This is a genomic window from Spiroplasma endosymbiont of Atherix ibis, assembly GCF_964020005.1.
GTDB lineage: Bacteria > Bacillota_I > Bacilli_A > Mycoplasmatales > Mycoplasmataceae > Spiroplasma_A.
Genome location: NZ_OZ026474.1, coordinates 621,341 through 641,153, shown reverse-complemented (window position 1 = coordinate 641,153; position 19,813 = coordinate 621,341). Strand labels below are relative to the sequence as shown.

The following is a 19,813-nucleotide window of genomic DNA, read 5'->3' as shown; positions in this document are numbered from 1 at the left end:
AAAATAATAGAAAGTTTTATTTTGTTTTTTTAATTAAAAATATAACTTGAAAAATATAATTGAATAATATTTAAAATTAATTAAAGAAAAATGATATTATAATTATATTCTAATTAAGGAGGAACTATGAAAACCAAAAAAAGAAAATCAAAAAGTATTGAATTTTTTAAGATAATTTCAAGATATTATATAAAATACTGATGAATTACTTTAATTTTGATTATAACAATTTTGTCATTTTGTTTAACAAGAGCTTCAATTCCTCTATTAACACAACAAATAACATTATCTATTAAAAGTGAAAATAAAATAATAAGTGAAAATGAACAAGCTATTTGATGAGGGTGAAATTCAATAATAAATATTATAATTGCTATTTTTATGATTTTAGTTGATGCAATAGGAACATTTATATTCAATTATTTTTCTTGAATTTTAGGAAGAAAAATTGAAGTTGATTTAAGAAATAAAATTCTTGAAAAATTAGTAAGACAAGATATTTCATATTATTCAGATAAAAAAATTGGAGAAATTTTAACAAGTGTTGTTGCAGATACACAAAATTTAGGTGAAGGTGCTGTTAGAATTCCAACAAATATGGGAATTGCAATTTCTCAATTTATAGCTGCATTTACTATGACTTTCATTTTATCTTGAGAAATTGCTATTTTTGGTTCAATCATTTATTTTGCACTATTAATTTTATATTTTGTATTTTATTCAAAAACAGTTAAGAAATATGAAGTAGCTAGAGATGTTTATGAAGAAGTAAATGGTAATGTAACTGATAGAGTTGGAACAATTAGATTAATTAAATCATCAGGAACAGAAGATTATGAAAAAAATTATTTTGAAGAGCAACAACAAATAAACTATAAAGCTCATAAACCTGCTATTTTAAATTTATCTTTTTTAATAACTACAGTTTATGCAGGATCAATGATTTTACAATTTGCTATTCCAATTATTGCAGGTATTATTTATTCAATTAAAGGTGATCCACAAGCAGCTACATTATTTTTTGCAATTACATTTCCTGCTTATATGATTAATCAAGCTTCTTTAATAGCAACATTTAATAGTTTAATGGGAATTACATTTTCATTAGCTATGTCTGGAGTTGCCAGTAGTCATGTTTCTGCACTTTTAAGTTCAGAGTCAAGATTAGATCCTAATTATAATAGTGGAATTATAGTTAATGATATTAAGGGAAATATTGTATTTAAAGATATAGAATTTAGATATCCAGAAAAACCAGAAAAATTAATATTGCCTAAATTTAATTTTACTTTTGAAGAGGGTAAATCATATGCTTTTGTTGGATCAACTGGAAGTGGAAAATCAACAATTGCGCGTTTATTGCTTAGATTTTATGATCCAAGTAATGGACAAATTATAATTAATAAAAATCAAGATTTAAAAGATTTAAATTTAGCAAGTTACTTAAAACATATTGGTTATGTTGAACAAGAACCTCAAATTTTATTTGGTGATGTATTTGAAAATGTTAAATATGGAAGATTTGAAGCAACAAATGAAGCAGTTATTGAAGCATGTAAAAAAGCAGAAATTCATAATTTAATTTCTTCTTGACCAGAAGGGTACAATACTATTTTAGGAGAACGTGGATTTATGTTATCAGGGGGACAAAAACAAAGACTTATTATTGCAAGAATGATTTTGAAAAATCCACAAGTCCTAATTTTAGATGAAGCAACAAGTGCTCTTGACAATATTGTAGAAAAAGAAGTTCAAACTAAATTAAATGAATTAATGAAAGGTAGAACAAGTTTTACTATTGCTCATAGACTTTCAACAATTAAAAATGTTGATCACATTATTGTACTTGGGGGCAATGCACAAGGAATAGTTCAAGAAGGAAAATTTGCTGATTTAATTAAAGTTGAAGGTCATTTTAAAAATTTATATGAAGCAGGACTATTAGAGCAAAACAATTAGTAAGGAGAAAATTATGAAAAAGAAAAAAGAAATATCGAATAATAGAGCTTTTTTGTATCTATTTTTTAAATATTACAAACAAAATTTCAAAAAAAATTGATGAGTAATTCCTAACTTTTTATTTTGGGCTTTTATGTTATTTTTAGCTCCTCTATTAACTAATCAAATTAATTTATCCTTGACAAAACAAAGTGTAAATCATGGTTTTTGATTACTTGATTATTGAGGATTATCAACAGTTCAATTAATAATTATTTCAGCAGTACTTTTATTTTTAAATTTAATTAACTCATTTTTGTTTAATTGATGATCAAATACATTTGCAAAACAAATAGAAACTAATTTAAGAAATGAAATTCTTGAAAAATTAGTAAGACAAGATATTTCATATTATTCAGATAAAAAAATTGGAGAGCTATTAACTAATGTAATTTCTGATTCACAAATTGTTGGAAATCAAGCAGTTGATATACCAATGAACGTTGCAAGTGCATTTTCTCAAGCTATAGTTGGTTTATTATTAACTTTCATTCTTGAGTGAAGAATTGCACTAGTTGGTTTTGTAATATTTATGCTAATTTTAATTTCATTTTTTGTAACTTATGCAATTTTAGTTGCTAAGTATGAAAAAGTAAGATTAACAATGGAAAAAACTAATGGTAATGTAATTGATAGAGTTATTTCCATTAGATTAATTAAATCATCAGGAACAGAAGATTATGAAACAGAACATTTTAAAGAAAAACATGTAGATTATTATAAACAAGCTAAACCTTTAGGAAAATGATTAAGTTTGTTTTCAATGATTGTTTTTGCAGGAGATTTTTTATTATTATTTACAGCTCCATTATTTACAGCTATTTTTTTTGGGGGAAATACAGATACTAGTAAAATAGAAGCTTTCTTTAAAATATTTCCATCATTTGTTATGGCTCAAGGAATTTTAACTGCACCTATTATTACATTATTTATAATTTCAGGATCAGCTGCCATGGCAGGAGTGTCATCATCTAGAATTTTAAGAACTTTAAATGCAGAATCTATTTTAGATTTTCACTATTATGAGGGAATAGAAATTGACAATTTAAAAGATGATATTGTATTTAAAAATATTAAGTTTAGGTATCCAGAAAAACCTGAAAATTTAGTATTACCAAATTTTAATTTTATATTAGAGTATGGTAAATCATATGCTTTTGTTGGTGAAACAGGAAGTGGAAAATCAACAATTGCAAAATTATTATTAAGATTCTATGATCCAACAGAAGGTCAGATATTGATTAATAAAAAAGATGATTTAAAAGAAGTTAATTTATCTACATATTTAAATCATGTTGGCTATGTTGAACAAGAACCTCAAATTTTATTTGGTACAGTTTTAGACAATATTAAATATGGATGTTTTGATGCAACAGATGATGAAGCAATCGAAGCATGTAAAAAAGCTGAATTACATGCTTTGGTAATGAGTTGACCAGAAGGATACAAAACTGTTTTAGGAGAACGTGGATTTATGTTATCAGGGGGACAAAAACAACGTTTAATTATAGCAAGAATTTTTTTAAAAGATCCAGAACTATTAATTTTAGATGAAGCAACAAGTGCTTTAGACAATATTGTAGAAAAAGAAATTCAAACAAAATTAAATCAGTTAATGAAAGGCAGAACAAGTGTTACTATTGCTCATAAACTTTCAACTATTAAAGAAGTTGATCATATTGTTGTAATTGGTGCAAATGGTGGGGGAATTATTCAAGAAGGAACATTTAATGAATTAATTAAAAAACCTGGTCATTTTAAAAATTTATATGAAGCTGGAAAAATCAACAAATAATTAGTTGAAAACTATATCAAAATAGAGCAATATAAGTTTTGTTTTTAATAATAAAAATACTTATTTAATTGTATAAAGTAAATTATATTTAAACAAAAATTTTAATATTTTTTAAAAAACTTTATATAAAATATTATTTTTAATTATAATAATTAGTTTATAATAATTTTATTAATTAAAATAGGAGAAAAAATATGAACAATAAAACTGAAAAGTTAAAACAGGGCATATTTAAAGTAGCTGTTTCTTCAATGATTTTATTTATTATTTCATTAGTTTTAACTAGTATTTTTGTAACATTACTTATAATATATACTTTAAATATAAAAATTTCATGATTATGGCTGGGACTTTCTTTTGTAACAGCTGTTATTGGACTGTTTGCACTTTTTTCAATGATTGGTGGTTTTGTTTTTTTAAAAGCTAATAAAAATTGAGAAGAAATGCAAAAAGTTAGAAAAAAATCAGCTCTTGATTGGGGATTATTTTATTTTGTATTTGCAGAAAAAATTGATAAATTTTCTGATATTGAACATGAAAATCAAATTAAAAATAATGAATTATAGATTTTTTTAGTCTATAATTTTTTATAGAAAAATGGAGATAATAATGTTTATTACAAAGAACAATTTAAAAGATTGAAGATTATGATATAAGTTAATAGTAGCTTTATTAATTTTAACTTTTATATTTGAAATACTTATAAAAGGTCTAGTAATATAGGCAATGATTCTTCTAAAAATGAACCAAGTATTTTAAATATATGATCAAAAGATGAAGCTGGAAAGGTTATTGGATACGATTATTATGGTTATGTAATTAATTTTTTTAGTTTCTTTACTATTCAATCAAATATATTAATAGTTGTATGATTATTGGTTGGTTTTTTCAATCACAATAAAGAGGGAGAAATAAAAATATTGAAAAAATCATTTTCTCTAAGTGTTATAACTTATATAACAGTTACTGCAATTATTTTTAACTTTATGCTATTGCCACAAGTATTAGCATCAGGGGACAATAACTTTGGAGCACTTTGATGAGTAGAACAAATGGTTGTTCATACACTTGGACCAATTGCAGCAGTTGTTTATTTCTTATTTTTTATGAAACAAAATTTAGAATTTAACTTTAAAAAATTTATTAAAAAAGATTTTTGAATAATAGCAATCTATCCAGTTGCTTATTTAATTTATACTTTAAGTCGTGAAGAGTTAATTTATAGAAGTTATGGATCAGATGCAAGTTTAGCACATAAACATCAAGCTTATCAATATTTTTTCTTAGAAATACATAATAAAAATGCTCTAGGTTTAGGAAATGAAAGTTTTATGAATAATGGTTTAACATGATTGTTTATTGCCATAATAACAATTGTTGGAATTATTATAGGTTTAGGAAGTCTTTACTTATTTATTGGTTCAAAAACAAGTAATATAAGAAATAGTTGAAAAAATCAAAATAATGAAAAAAAATTACAACAAGCAACGTAGTGGCAATCTTCTTAAAAAACACAATAAAATAATAAGTAAGTTTTTTAGGACTAACTATCTTGGTTTAATCATATTTTTAATTGATCAAACTATTTTTGGAACAATTCTTGTTTTATTCATTTTAAACCTAGTATTAAAAAATCAAATAAATTGAATTTCATACTCAATTGTTGGGGGTAGCATTTATTTGCTTTTAAAATTTACCTATACAAACTGATTTGCAAAGAATAAGTTTTTTAAATGTATTGATTTTTTTGATTACACAATAAAATTAGAAAATAATAAATTTAGAGCTAAAAGAGCTATTGAATTTATAACAATTTGATTCTGAATTTATATAATTTCTGTAAATTTTACTACTGTTATTTTTATTAACTATGAATTAAATAATGTTTTATCTAATACACCTGTAATGAAAGCTATAGTTACTTCAATATTAAATGTTCTTTTAATCCCTTCATTTTTAAATTCATTTCAAAAATTAGCAGATTCTAATGTTGAAGTAGAATCAAACTATAAAAATTTAATTAAAACACAATATTTTTCAAATCAATCTTTATTTGAAGATGCAAAATTCTCAGATTATTATTTAAATGTAAAATTCTCAAAAAATGATCTAACTTCTAAAAATGGATTGTTTATATTTACAAATAAAAAAGATTTAAATGAATCTGAAATATTGGAAATTAAAAAGGTAAATGAAAAAATATTACAAATATATAAAAAAAATTGAGAAAACTACTATGAATTATTAGATTCAAGTTCAGTGCTACAATTTTCAAAAGGAAGTATTAGAAATTTATTTTGAATTGAAAGAATATATGATCATATATTCTTAGATTTTTTTAATATTTAATAGAAATATATTATAAATTATATTTAAAATTGAATTTTGTCTTTATATAACTAGGTTTTACCTAGTTTTTTTATTTTATTTATATAATTAACAATTTTATAAAATTTCTTTAGAACTAAATTGAAGGTTCCCTCTATAGAGGGAACGTTTTTTTTTTTTTTTTATCATTTTTTATTTATTCTAATTCTATCATTATTATAAAAATCTAATCATGCTCATTCTATTTTTAAGCATTGATTGATGTTTTCAATATGACATGTTCTTATAGTTTCATCTTTTAAACGACTATGAAAACTTTCATGCTTGCCATTATGATGAGGTGTTCCTGGTTTTGAATAACTTCTAATGATTTGCAAATCATTACATAAATTTATGTAGTTTTCAGAAGTATATTGATTTCCATTATCTGAATGTAATAATATTGGACAAATTATTTTTTATTTTTATATTCCATTTTTACAGCTTCAAGCACAAAATTTGTTTTTTGATTATCTATTCTTTTAGATTTTCCTATTATTTCTCCAGTTAAATTATCTTGAATTGTGCAAATATAACCTTTTTTTGTTTTAACTGAAAATTGAGTTATGTCACTAGTTCAAATGTTTTCAAATCCCATTTCTTTTGCTTCTTTAAGATAATTTTTTCTAATAGTTTCTTTATATTTTTTAATTTCATGTTTAGTTTGTTTCTTAATATAATATGCAATATGATTAAATTTTTTAAATATACGTTCTAATTTTTTGTGATTTATCCTAAAAGGGTCAATATAATTCAATTTAAAATATAAAGATCATCTTTTAGCACTATAAGCACTAAGAAAATTATTTTTTTCAATTTCTGAAATCACTAAATTCATAATTCTTGTATCATTGAGGAAATTCATTAAAGTTTTATTTTCTTTATATGTTGATGTTCTATTGATATTTAAAATTTTGCAAATTATTGTTCGATTATATTTCGTATTTATTAATAATTCCTGAATTATTTCTTTTTGGTTTCGCCCTTGGAGGCTCATTGCTTTTTTAAAATATTATTCTCCTTAATTAATTCTTTATTATAGTCGAATAGAACTCCTATAAACAAATCATTTGCCTTTTGAGATATGCTGTAATCTATTTTATAAGGCAAGCGAGGTTTTGCTTCACTTATCTTTGCATTTTTATATTTGTTAATTATTGTTCCAATTGATCCAGTAGTTGAGTTAAATTTTAATGCTATTTCTTTTAGAGAATAGCAATTCAAACTTAATTCAATAATTTTTTCTTTTTCTTCTTTAGTTCATTTTCTAAACTTTTGTCCTTTTTTAGCCATATATTTTTTCCTTTCTATTATTATATAAAAGTGTCTCCTAAAATGGGGGAACCTTCCTTTTAAAAAAAGAAAAAAAACCTTGACTTTTTTTTTTTTTTTTAATATATAATGAATATGGGTTTTTCGATAAAGAATTGCTCACTTATTTGCCTTATCAAAAAATTTATAAAAAAGGAGAAAAATGAAAAAATTATTAAGTTTATTAGCAACTACAGGTCTAGTTGCAACAACAAGTTCAACAGTTGTTGCATGTGGAGATGGAGAGGCTGCAAAAAATAAAAATGTAACTTTAGATAAACAATCAATTGAAGTTACTCAGGGGGGAACTGGTGAAATTAGCATTACATCAACAAATGATCTAACAGGGGTTAAAATTGAAGGTCAAGTTGAAAATAAAGTAACAGCAACAGTTCAAGATAAAAAAATAAAAATTACAGTTTCAGAAACAGCTGAAGAAAAAGATTATATTTTAACAATTACTGGAGATAAAATAAATAGTAAACATTTTTTAGTTAAGGTTAAAGAAAAATCAGTTTCAAGTCTAACAACTGTTGTAAAAACTAATGTGATTTTATATTCAGAAATAGTAGAAGTTACTCAGGGGGGAACTGGTGAAATTAGCATTACATCAACAAATGATCTAACAGGGGTTAAAATTGAAGATCAAGTTGAAAATAAAGTAACAACAGCAATTAGTGGTAAAAAAATAATAATTACAGTTTCAGAAACAGCTGAAGAAAAAGATTATATTTTAAAAATTACTGGAAAAAACATAAATAGTAAAACTTTTAAAGTTATAGTTAAAGCAGAACCTGCTGTAAAAACTGATGTGATTTTAGATAAAGAAATAGTAGAAGTTACTAAAGGAGGAACTGGTGAAGTTAGCATTATATCAGAAAATGATTTAGCAGGTGTTAAAATCGGAATTCAAGTTGCAGGTAAAGTAACAACAGCAATTAGTGGTATAAAAATAACAATTACAGTTTCAAAAGCAGCTGAAGTAGGAGATTATACTTTAACAATTACTGGAAATAACATAAATAGTAAAACTTTTAAAGTTAGAGTTAAAGCAGAACCTGCTGTAAAAACTGATGTGATTTTAGATAAAGAAATAGTAGAAGTTACTAAAGGAGGAACTGGTGAAGTTAGCATTATATCAGAAAATGATTTAGCAGGTGTTAAAATCGGAATTCAAGTTGAAAATAAAGTAACAACAGCAATTAGTCGTAAAAAAATAATAATTACAGTTTCAGAAGAAGCTGAAGTAGGAGATTATACTTTAACAATTACTGGAAATAACATAAATAGTAAAACTTTTAAAGTTAAAGTTCTTGCAAAATAATAAATATAATTTTATTTAATAGAAACTAATTTATATTAAACTAATAATCATAATAAAATGTTTTTTTAAAAGTATTTTATTATGTAATTAATTTATAAATAGCTATTCATATATTAGTAAAAAATTTATAATGAATTTTATATAGAATTTAACCAAAATTTATTTTAATAAATCTATATAAAGAAATTTAAAAAATAAAAATAAGTGTATTTAGTACTTATTTTTATTTTTTAGAACAGGATCTGAAAATTTTAAAGTGAATAATTACCAATTTTAACTTCTATGAACTAAAGTGGGTTGAAGTGAGTAGGCGTACTTATGCTTATTTTTTTATTTATATAATTATTATTACAATTGATTCAATGATTAAGTTAAATTTTAATACTATTTCCTTTAGAGAATATCATTTTAAAGTTAATTAAATAATTTTTTATACTTTTTTAACCATATATTTTTTTGTTTCTATTATTATATAAAAGTGTCTCCTAAAATGGGGGAACCTTCCTTTTAAAAAAAGAAAAAAAACCTTGACTTTTTTTTTTTTTTTTATAATCATATATATCAATTTAAATTGTTTTATTTCCTTTTTAAAAGTTCTAAAAAGAAGCAAAATATGAAAACTTATTATGTGTATTGGTAAAAATTGATGTTGTTGCTTCATCAACTATTAGCGTAGTTTTATGTTGCTAAAAATATAGTATAAAAAAACTTTAAATCAAAAAGTGAATTAACTGAAGTTATTTAAGATTTTCAAAAGGATGTGATAAATTTATGAACATGACATTAAGAGGGCAAAAGGGGCGAGGGAAAAAGTAAGGGGGTAAGAAATACCCCAAGTAAATATTAAAAAACTGCTATAAAAAGCAGTTTTTATTTTGATTAAGAAAGTAAAGGTGATCTAAACTATCTGCAAATTCGCAGTTAATAAAATTTTTGCACATATATGTGCTCTAAACCTATATAAATAAAAATAAAAACGTCATGACAAAGCTAAAATTTAAAAAAGTTGCTAAAGCTATTAAATGCTTAACAAAATAAATGCAATTATTTTTTATAGTACCTAAATGACAAAAATAAATATAAATATCGAGATTATAATCTTAGATTGTATTCTAGAATTATTTATAAAAAATTATTTAAAAATAATCTTAATTAATTTAAACTTAAAAATTAACTTTAAATTAATTAATAATCTTTGATTATAATCGTTTGATTATAAAAAATTTAAAAACCAAATAAACAATAATAAATAAATTTTCCCCAGGGAAAAAATAGAAAGGACATCTATGGGGAGTGAAAATAAAAAAGTGTGGTTATTAAACCATTGATTTAAGGGTTGAAATAGTAATAAAACAGCATTTGCAATTCAAAGTCCTTGAAATAAAAATGGACTAATTTGAATTTACAAAAATTACTATTTATCTAGTAAATATAAGAATCGTTTTGGAATTGAAGTCAATATTATTAATTACAAAACTAAAGAAACTCATTTTTATCAAGAAATAATTTACTCTTTAGGAGAAAAACAAGTAAATCTGATTTCAGGAGAAATTTTAGCTAATTTCTTTGAAGAGTTAAATAATAAAAATTCTCAAGAGTATAGAGAATTTGTAACAAAATTTATGATTAAAACTAAATTCAATGTTGATCAAGATTTAGATTATATAAAATTTAATTCTTTATTTGAAAAAGTTAAACAAAAAGAAAATTTTAAAAATAATGTAATTTATATCTACGGTAAACCAGGAGTTGGTAAAACCACTTTTATTAATAAATTTGTTGAAAATTCAAAATCTAATTCTGAAATAGTTAATATCTCAAAGTGAATTAAATCACATCAACAAGCTTGATAAAATGGTTATGAAGGAATCTATGCACCAAGTCCTAGTCGCTTAGCTCAAAAACAAATTTTAATTATTGATGATTTAGGAAGTGAATTTATTCATAAATCAACACTTCCTTATATTTACAATTTATTAAATGAAAGATTTGAAAAGAGCGAACAAGATAATACTTTAATTACAATAATTACTTCAAATTATGATATAGATAAGTTAGAAAAAAACTATAGTACTAAATCTGATAATATATCTAGTTCAAGAATAATTTCTAGATTAAAAGGAATAATTAATTTAAATATAGAATTTGAAGGCATTGATAAAAGATACTCTAATGAAATTGAAAATAAAAATTTTGAATATATTGATTTTTAATTTTCCCCAGGGAAAAAAATGGATAAAATAATATTTTTAATTGGAGTAGGAGTCACTGGCGGTCTTCTTGCTGGAAAACTAGCAAAATTTTTATCAAATAATGATAATTTAGTATTAATTGATGGAGATAAAGTTGAATATAAAAACGTTATGCGACAATCTTTTCAAATTCATGATGTTTACAATTATAAAGCTGAAAGTTTAGCTAAAAAAATAAATAGTATAAGTAGATTTAAAAATTGTTATTCTATTAATAAATTTTTAAATAAAGAGAATTCTTTATTTAAAATAATTAAATCTTTTAACAATGCATTTAATAAAGCAATAATAATAAGTTGTGTTGATTATGACTTGGATGAAATCCAAAAGAAAACTTAGAACAAAGTAAATTAATTGAAAAAACTTTAGGAGATGGAAAACCCAACCCTGATTATGATTATTTAATTAATCCTCAAACAGGAATGAGAAATGAATATATCTACATTGAAAGAAATATGAAGTTTCCTTTCTATCAAAATCCACTTGATAAATATGGAAATAGAATAAAAGATTTTAAAGACTTAAATAAAGGAATTATTGCTGAAGCAATTGTCGCAAATAGTGGAGTTACACTTCTTGAGAAATTTGATATGTCAAAAGTTTATCAAGTTGACAGATTAAAATTAAATGAAAAACTTGAAACAATTGAAAGGCACGAAAATATAAGTTTAAATTTGAATGAACAATTGTCTATAGAAGGTTTATGACAGTATGTTATTTATTTAAAAGATTATGTTAAAAAAGAGGTAGATTCTTCTAATCCAGGTAATGAAAAATTTTTAGCTACAAAAGGAAGTACAATTCATAAACTCCTTTATATCTCTAATAAAGCAAAAGATTATACAAAATTTTCTAGTTTAGATTTTATTGCTAAAGATCAAAACATATTTAAATTTTGAGACTCATTACAAGGAGTTCATTTAAAAAATTATTTAATAGCTTATACAACAATTAATACTAGTCAAAAAATAGAGCAGTTAACTTATGAACAAGTAATTATGTATTGAAAAAAATATGTAAGTGATCAAATAAGTCAAAAAGTCGATGTTCCCCAAATTCCTGTAAGTTTTAAAGACTTAAATAATTTAAATATTAGTAGTTTAAAAATGAATGAAATAAATCCTATAGAAGTGAAGAATAAAATTATTGAACATGTTAAAAAATATATGAAAAAATTTAATGTAAATGTAGTTTCTTAGCAGATCCATATATGGAAATAGAAAAATATCAAAGAATATCATTTTCTTTAGAAAAAGAAATTCTTGAATCATTTAATAATGGTGAAAGTCATATTATAGTTTGAGAAAAAATTAAAAAATCAAATATTACAAAAAGAACAATATCAAATATTTTAAAACGAAATGCTAAATTTGATTTTAAAAATTTAGATGTATCTAATGAAGAATTTAAAAATGATTTACCTGTTTATGTGGATATTGATGATTGTTGAACAACAGTTAGATTTAAAAATAAAAAAAGATGATTTAGAGTTAGGGTTGCTGTTGCATATCAAGGAAAACAAAAAGAAGGTAAAAGAAATAAATTAATTAATAAAAAAGTATTTTTAAAAACTTTTTTAAAAGATAAGTCATGTAATACTTATGATTATTCATATTGATTAAAAAACGAAATAGAAAAAAATTATAGAAGTTTAACTAATAAAAAATTTGTAATTTGTGGAGATGGGGCAAATTGGATTTCAGAAATTGCAAATAATTTAGGAGCGGAATTTTTTTTAGATAAATTTCATTTATTTCAAAAAATATATTTTTGTTTTCCTTATAAAAGAAGTAAAAATAAAAGTAAATTAATGAAATTATATGAATTAGCTATTGATAAATATAAATCTAAAAATATTAAATCTTTAATTAATTTTTTATCTGAAAATATTGATTCAATTGGTTTAAAAAATGAAAGAATTAAGGAAACTATTAAATATATTTCAAATAATATTAAAGGAATTGAAAATCATTTTAAAGATTGATATATTGGATGTTTTGCTGAAAGTGCAGTAAGTCACCTAGTGAAATCCATTAAAGGTTATGGAGCTAAAATTTATAATAAAAAAACATTTGATTTACTTATTAATTTAAAAGCAACAAAAATTAATAATATTGATATTTTAGAAATAATTTATTTTAAGTTTAAAGAAAATTTAGAAGATCAAATATATTATAATTTAAAAATGTTTATTCCAAATAGGCATAATAATTTTGTAAAACGAAATTTAAAATTAGCTAAAATTCCTATTTTGGATTCTAAAAAATCTTCATATAATGAACTAATTAGAAAATTAATACATTAAATTTTTAAAATCTATTAAACTGCAAACTTGGCCTCCAAGTTCTTTTTGAGCTAGTATTTATGCTAGCACAAAAATTGCGAATGCTAGCATTTTTTTTGGTAAAAAACCCTTTAATAAAGGGTTTTCCAAAAAAAGTGATAGTATTCCTTATCCTGTTACCAAAAACTTCGTTTTTCGGTAAAAAAAGAAATTTATTTAGTTTTTTTAAATTATTTATGTTAATATTTTTGTGAAATAAAAAACTCGAAATTTGCAGTTTTTAAATATTTACTTGAATATGGTTTAAATTTGATTAATTCAAATTAATTAATATGGCCATCACCCCCTTAATATTTCCCACAGCCGGCAAAAGAAGAAAGTTGCAAAATATTTTTATTCTTTTATAATATACATATTGAGGATAAAAAAAATGAAGATAAGGGTTAAGAAAATAAAATGAGCAAATTGAATAATTTATAGTACAATTTTTATTTTATTTACAATTTTTTTCATTTTACCATCAATTAATTTTTTAAATGTAGAATTTCATAATTCATATGTTTTAATTTTTTTAAAATTATTAATTGGTCTTGCAGGAATTATAGCAATTTTAACAAAATATATTAAAGAATATACTCAATTTATTATAAATTTAGATATTAATAAAGATAATGTTATTTCTTTAAAATGAACTCTAAGAAAAAATAATTTAATAGCTTTTTTAAAAACAACTTTATCTATAACACCTTTTTTATTATTTGCAATTATTCAAGGTTCAAAATTAAATAGTAAAATTATAACTGAATTCATGGATAATATAAGTATTAATAGTGGAAAAACTTATACTACTATATCTGGATTAGCTCAAGAAGTATCAAAAACATTTATAGTTTTACTTTTTGAAAAAGTATTACATAATAGTCAGCAAATTTCTTTTATAGTTTCGTTATTTATAGTTGGTATGATTTTTTCATCATTTTTAATGGTTATTATTTATGGTATTTATAAAATATCAATGAATAATTATTTCAAAGAAATTAATAAACAATTTAATAAATTTTCAAAAAATTTAAATATTGAAAATAAAGATATAATAAAGCAAAATTTTGTTTTAATGGTTGAAGAAAAAGAAAATAAAGAAAAAACAATTCAAAATGAAAGATTAGTAAATTTGTATACAATTTTAAATAAAAAACAATCTGATTTTTGAAAAGAAGTTAAAAAATCAACTACACCTCCAAATTTTAACTAAAAAATATAATAATTTACTTAGTTAAAAACAAGTGTAGATACTTAATAAAATTTAAAACAAATATAAATAATAATACCTCTTAAAGGAGTCGGAATCTTTAAGAAACCAATAGCATTTTTATGCTATTTTTTTATTTGATTTGATATAATAATTTAGTAAATAACTTATAAGGAGTAAGCAAATGATATTTTTCAGAGATCTAGTGTTTGGTGTGAACTAGAATTTATCACTGTTGAATGTTGTATAAGCTAAAAAAATTAAAGATATTGAGTGGGCTTTATTTAAAAAGTCAATTAGGATGGTACCGCGTATTGTTAAACAATTCGTTCCTATTTTTTAATTTATTTATTAAAAAATAGGATTTTTTTTATTTAAAAAGGAGAAAAATATGAAAGAATTAGAAAAAAAATATAATCATTTGCAAGTTGAAAAAGATAAATATGAACTTTGATTAAAACAAGACTTATTTAAAGCTGAATTTAATAAAAATAAGCAACCATTTTCAATAGTAATTCCCCCTCCAAATGTTACAGGTAAATTACATTTAGGACATGCTTGAGATGGTGCTTTACAAGATATATTAATTAGATTTAAGAAATTAAATGGTTTTGATACTGTTTGAATTCCAGGAATGGATCATGCAGGTATTGCAACTCAAGCAAAGGTGGAAGAACGTTTAAGAGAACAAGGCATTTCAAGACATGATTTAGGAAGAGAAAAATTTATTGAAAAAGTTTGAGAGTGAAAAGAAGAGTATGCTAAAACTATTAGAAATCAATGAGCAAAATTAGGTCTTAGTTTAGACTATTCAAAAGAAAAATTTACATATTCAGAGCAGTTAAATGAAATTGTCAATTATGTTTTTGTCAATATGTATGAGAAGGGACTAATTTATAAAGGCAAAAGAATTATAAATTGAGATCCAAAGCAAAAAACAGCTATTTCAAATATTGAAGTAATTTATAAAGAAACAAAAGGGGCAATGTATCATTTTAAATATACATTAAGTAATGATGAATCACAGTTTTTACAAGTTGCAACAACTCGTCCAGAAACTATGTTTGGAGACGTTTGTTTAGTTGTTAATCCAAAAGACCAAAGATATATCAAGTATATTGGAAAAACAGTTGTAAACCCTTCAAATCAAGCTTTAATACCTGTTATAGCAGATGAATATGTGGAAATTGATTTTGGAACAGGGGTAATGAAATGTACTCCAGCTCATGATATTAATGATTTTGAACTTGGTTTAAAACATAACTTAGAACAAATTGTTGTTATGAACGATGATGCAACAATGAATGAAAAAGCATTAGAGTTTAGTGATTTAGATAGATTTAAAGCAAGAGAAAAACTTGTTGAAAAACTAATAAAAGAAGATAAATTTATTAAAAAAGAAGAAATAATTCATCAAGTTGGTTATTCTGAAAGAAGCAACACTATTGTTGAACCTTTTATTTCAGATCAGTGATTTGTTAAAATGGATCATTTAGCAAAACAAGTATTAAAATTACAAAGTTCAAAAGATGCAATTAACTTTTTTCCTAATAGATTTAATGAAACATTAAATAAATGAATGCAAAATAGTTATGATTGAACTATTTCTCGTCAATTGTGATGAGGACATCAAATTCCCGCTTGATATCATAATAAAACAAAAGAAATTTATGTAGGAGTTATTCCTCCTAGTGATGAAAGTAATTGAACAAGAGATTCAGATGTTTTAGATACTTGATTTTCAAGTGCTTTTTGACCATTTGCAACAATGGATTGAACAGCTAAGCAAGAATCAGAAATGATGAAAAGATATTTTCCAGTTTCAATAATGGTTACAGGTTATGATATTATTTTCTTTTGAGTAGCTAGAATGGTTTTTCAAAGTTTAGAATTTACAAAATCAAAACCATTTAAAGATGTTTTAATTCATGGACTTGTTCGTGATGCACAAGGAACAAAAATGTCAAAATCTCTTGGCAATGGTGTTGATCCAATGGATGTAATTGAAAAGTATGGTGCTGATTCATTACGTTATTTTTTATTGACTAATTCATCTCCAGGACAGGATTTAAGATACAATGAAGAGAAATTAACAAGTACATGAAATTTCATTAATAAAATTTGAAATGCTTCAAGATTTGTTATGATAAATATTGATAAAATTCCAACAAATAAGGAATTTGAAGAAAATTTTAAAAAAGTTGATGTAGCAAAAAATCAAATAGATTTATGAATTTTAAATAAATTAATTGAAACTCAAAAACAAGTTAAAGAAGCTATTGATAAATATGAGTTCACTATAGCAGGAAAAATTTTATATAACTTTATTTGAGATGATTATTGTTCTTGATATATTGAACTTGCAAAAGTTCAAATAGGAGAGAATGATTTATTAAATAAAGAACAAAAAGAATTTAGTAAATTAACTTTAGGATTTGTATTAAAAAATATTTTAATTATGTTACATCCTTTTGTGCCATTTGTTACAGAAGAAATTTATCAATCTTTTGATTTAGAATCATCTATTTTAAAAGAAAGATGATTAGAAAAAGAATTTAATATTAAAGTTGATTCAATTAAACATATTTTTGATATCATAACAGCTTTAAGAGAATTTAGAGCAAATCAAAATATTAAAAATTCAATCAATTTAAATGCTCATTTAAATATTGCAAAATCATCATTTAAAAATGTATTGGACAATGAAATTAATTATATTAAATTGTTTATTGAAAAAATAGTTAATTGTAGTTTAAAAATAAATGAAATTAATGATAAAGATTTTACTTCACTTCCAGTAAATGATTATTTTTTAGATATTCCAAATAAAGACTTTTTTGATAAAGAAAAAGTCTTAGAAGAAACTCAAGAAAAAGTAAATGAACTTTTAAAAGAAATTGAAAGAAGTGAAAAAATGCTTTCCAATGATAATTTCATTAAAAGAGCTGTTTTAGAAAAAGTTGAAGAAGAAAAAAGAAAATATGAAGATTATAAAAAACAATATACTCTATTATTGGAAAAACTTAAAGATTTAAAAAAATAAAAGTTGTAACTTTTATTTTTTTGTCGATAAATTTAATTGGGGTGTTATATGAAAAAAATTCGCTATATTTCAATATTAATGTTTTCTTTATTAATTGGTGCTAGTTTATTTTTTATAGTAAATACAAATTTTGAAAATAATTCAAATTATAAAGTAGCTTATGATAATTATGTTTACTTTAAAATGAAATTTGATATAACTTTACTAGATCAAGATATTTTACCTGTAAAAGTAAAAAATAAAAAAATACAAGTAAATCAAATGATTTTTTAAGAGAAAACAAGTTAATTTATTTGATATTGAAAATAATAAAAACTTGAAAAAAAATAATACTATTTTGTTTTATCCAAAACCTAATGTGGATGTTTTAAGAATTAGTAGATTTGAAGTTCAAAAAGATTTTTTTACATCTAGAGGTATAAGTGAAAATGTAGCAGAGAAAAGTGTAGATATATTTTTAAATACTAAAAATTCTTATGAACAGTGTATGATTAAACTGCAAGAAATTTATAAAGGAAGTTTTAATGCTTAATTTTATAAAAAAGCATTGCCTAAATTGATCTACTAAAATAAATTGATTTTTTTTAACATTTTTAACAGTTATATGTATTGCTATGACAAAAAATATAGACAATATTTATATATGTATTGTTTTTTATGTAATAATTTTGGCAGTATTTAGTTTTAATATTAAAAAATCTTATCCCTTTTTATTAGTTAATATTTTGTTTTTAACTTTATTTCTATTATTTTATAAATTTGATATTAATAAACTATTAAACTTTAGTTTTTATAAAGTAATTGAAGTAAAAGAAAATTATATTTTAATAAAACAATTGAATACTCTCTATTATTTAAAAGTAGGGGAGGTGAATATATCGATAGGGGAGTATATAACTTTAAAAGGCAACTTTGAGAAAATCAATGTTTATGGGAATTTTTGAGAATTTGACTTTAATGCTTATTTATTAAATAGAAATGTTAAATATAAAATAATTAATAGTTCAATTACCAAGTTAAATTTTTATTCAGTTCAATATTTTCTATTTAAAATAATAAACTCCTCTAATGATTTATCTAAATTATTACTTTTTCAACAAAAAAGCGATTATTCTATTTTTAATAATTTAAATTCTTATTCTCTTGGTTATTTAATTAATTTGAGTGGTTTAAATATTTATATTATTTCTAATTTTTTAAATAAAAAATTACTTGATAGATCTCAAATATATAGAAAATATAAAATAATTCTTATTATCTTATTTTTTTACTATAGTTATCTTTTGAATTTTAAATTATTTATACTAAAATCAGCTATTTTACTTATTGTTAATTGAATTGAGCTAAATTGAAAGTTTAAGTTTTCAAAAGTTACAAAGTTATCAATACTTTGAATTACATGTTTATTTATAAATCCTTTATTTATTTTTAATATAGGCTTTATTTTTACTATTATAGCTTTTTTATTTTTAAAAAAATATAAAGATAAAAAACCAATGACAAATATTTTATACAATTTTTTAATCATAAATGCTGTTTTTGCACCTGTTCAAATATTTTATTATTACAAAATATTTTGATTTAGTTCAATTTTTAAAATTCTTTTAATTCCCATGATAACTTTTAGTTTTATTAGTTCTTGCTTTTTTATGATTCCATTTGCAAAACCTATTCTTAATTTAATTTATGATCTACTTTACTTTTATTCCAAATCTTTAACATATATTAATGTAATAACAATTTGTGGAAGCTTTAGTTTTTTATTTTTAATAACTTATTTTATTTTACTTACTGTAATTATTTACTTTAAATTTAATAAAAGAGTCTTAAAAATATTCTTTTTGTTTTTATTTAGTTTAAATACATTTTTGATACTTGAATTAAATCAATTTTCACAAATAAGTCCTATTATTACAATGTTAAATGTTGGCAATGGAAATAGTTTTTTATTTCAATATAAGAAAAGAACTATTTTATTTGATGCTGGAAAAGGAACAGGGTTTAGTAAAAATAGCTTAGAACAATTTTTAGTTTATAAAGGTGTAAGAAAAATTAATGCAGTTTTTATAAGCCATAATCATAAAGATCACTATGATCAGCTTGAAAGTATAAAAAAACTTATAAATTAAATAATATATTTTTTAATTATAATTTAAAAACTAATTATAGTTTTAAAGACTTAAAAATTAC

At 22.2% G+C, this 19,813-nt stretch carries 18 protein-coding genes; 15 read left to right on the top strand and 3 right to left on the bottom strand.

All coding sequences use genetic code 4. The features are described 5' to 3' along the window. Window positions 1-126 precede the first annotated feature (126 nt). The 5 genes from AACK92_RS03515 to AACK92_RS03495 all read left to right on the top strand — a co-directional run bounded on the left by AACK92_RS03515 (window position 127) and on the right by AACK92_RS03495 (window position 6,142). Window positions 127-1,959, top strand: coding sequence for an ABC transporter B family permease/ATP-binding protein (locus AACK92_RS03515; protein WP_339020244.1), 1,833 nt, complete (start codon window positions 127-129; stop codon window positions 1,957-1,959). 13 nt (window positions 1,960-1,972) lie between these two features. Beyond that, window positions 1,973-3,793, top strand: a complete 1,821-nt coding sequence (locus AACK92_RS03510) for an ABC transporter B family permease/ATP-binding protein (protein WP_339020242.1) — start codon at window positions 1,973-1,975, stop codon at window positions 3,791-3,793. Between the two features lie 194 nt (window positions 3,794-3,987). Further along, window positions 3,988-4,359: a hypothetical protein gene (locus AACK92_RS03505; protein ID WP_339020241.1), complete on the top strand. Its 372-nt coding sequence runs from the start codon at window positions 3,988-3,990 to the stop codon at window positions 4,357-4,359. A gap of 105 nt (window positions 4,360-4,464) precedes the next feature. Beyond that, on the top strand, window positions 4,465-5,286 hold the full coding sequence (locus AACK92_RS03500) for a Pr6Pr family membrane protein (protein WP_339021760.1): 822 nt from the start codon (window positions 4,465-4,467) through the stop codon (window positions 5,284-5,286). Continuing rightward, a complete protein-coding gene (locus tag AACK92_RS03495; RefSeq protein WP_339020240.1) occupies window positions 5,258-6,142 on the top strand; it encodes a hypothetical protein in 885 nt (294 codons plus the stop codon). Before AACK92_RS03500 ends, AACK92_RS03495 begins: the two co-directional genes overlap by 29 nt. Window positions 6,143-6,303: 161 nt before the next feature. On the opposite strand, the gene AACK92_RS03490 is transcribed toward AACK92_RS03495, so the two are convergent. From AACK92_RS03490 to AACK92_RS03480, 3 genes are all read right to left on the bottom strand, one after another. Then, on the bottom strand, window positions 6,304-6,498 hold the full coding sequence (locus tag AACK92_RS03490) for an integrase core domain-containing protein (RefSeq protein WP_339020239.1): 195 nt from the start codon (window positions 6,496-6,498) through the stop codon (window positions 6,304-6,306). A 74-nt stretch (window positions 6,499-6,572) separates the two neighbouring features. Beyond that, window positions 6,573-7,157, bottom strand: coding sequence for a hypothetical protein (locus AACK92_RS03485; RefSeq protein ID WP_339020238.1), 585 nt, complete (start codon window positions 7,155-7,157; stop codon window positions 6,573-6,575). Further along, on the bottom strand, window positions 7,124-7,453 hold the full coding sequence (locus tag AACK92_RS03480) for a helix-turn-helix domain-containing protein (protein ID WP_339020237.1): 330 nt from the start codon (window positions 7,451-7,453) through the stop codon (window positions 7,124-7,126). Before AACK92_RS03480 ends, AACK92_RS03485 begins: the two co-directional genes overlap by 34 nt. Window positions 7,454-7,634: 181 nt before the next feature. Here AACK92_RS03480 and AACK92_RS03475 point away from each other — a divergent pair, with 181 nt between their 5' ends. From AACK92_RS03475 to AACK92_RS03430, 10 genes are all read left to right on the top strand, one after another. Beyond that, window positions 7,635-8,795, top strand: coding sequence for a lipoprotein (locus tag AACK92_RS03475; protein WP_339020236.1), 1,161 nt, complete (start codon window positions 7,635-7,637; stop codon window positions 8,793-8,795). A gap of 1,286 nt (window positions 8,796-10,081) precedes the next feature. Continuing rightward, window positions 10,082-10,648, top strand: coding sequence for a P-loop NTPase fold protein (locus AACK92_RS03470; protein WP_339020235.1), 567 nt, complete (start codon window positions 10,082-10,084; stop codon window positions 10,646-10,648). A 378-nt stretch (window positions 10,649-11,026) separates the two neighbouring features. Next, window positions 11,027-11,386 (top strand): ThiF family adenylyltransferase, encoded by a 360-nt coding sequence (locus AACK92_RS03465; RefSeq protein WP_339020234.1) that lies wholly within the window; start codon window positions 11,027-11,029, stop codon window positions 11,384-11,386. Then, window positions 11,344-12,246: a hypothetical protein gene (locus tag AACK92_RS03460; protein WP_339020233.1), complete on the top strand. Its 903-nt coding sequence runs from the start codon at window positions 11,344-11,346 to the stop codon at window positions 12,244-12,246. The genes AACK92_RS03465 and AACK92_RS03460 overlap by 43 nt, the downstream gene beginning before the upstream one ends. Window positions 12,247-12,257: 11 nt before the next feature. After that, complete coding sequence (locus AACK92_RS03455) at window positions 12,258-13,352, top strand: Mbov_0401 family ICE element transposase-like protein (protein ID WP_339020232.1); 1,095 nt, start codon at window positions 12,258-12,260, stop codon at window positions 13,350-13,352. A gap of 409 nt (window positions 13,353-13,761) precedes the next feature. Next, window positions 13,762-14,583: a hypothetical protein gene (locus tag AACK92_RS03450; RefSeq protein ID WP_339020230.1), complete on the top strand. Its 822-nt coding sequence runs from the start codon at window positions 13,762-13,764 to the stop codon at window positions 14,581-14,583. A gap of 388 nt (window positions 14,584-14,971) precedes the next feature. Continuing rightward, complete coding sequence (locus AACK92_RS03445; RefSeq protein WP_339020228.1) at window positions 14,972-17,623, top strand: valine--tRNA ligase; 2,652 nt, start codon at window positions 14,972-14,974, stop codon at window positions 17,621-17,623. Between the two features lie 48 nt (window positions 17,624-17,671). Continuing rightward, window positions 17,672-17,896, top strand: coding sequence for a hypothetical protein (locus AACK92_RS03440; protein WP_339020226.1), 225 nt, complete (start codon window positions 17,672-17,674; stop codon window positions 17,894-17,896). Window positions 17,897-17,939: 43 nt separating this feature from the next. Continuing rightward, window positions 17,940-18,155, top strand: coding sequence for a hypothetical protein (locus AACK92_RS03435; protein ID WP_339020225.1), 216 nt, complete (start codon window positions 17,940-17,942; stop codon window positions 18,153-18,155). Window positions 18,156-18,237: 82 nt separating this feature from the next. Next, window positions 18,238-19,752, top strand: a complete 1,515-nt coding sequence (locus AACK92_RS03430) for a ComEC/Rec2 family competence protein (RefSeq protein ID WP_339020224.1) — start codon at window positions 18,238-18,240, stop codon at window positions 19,750-19,752. The last annotated feature ends 61 nt before the right edge of the window (window positions 19,753-19,813 follow it).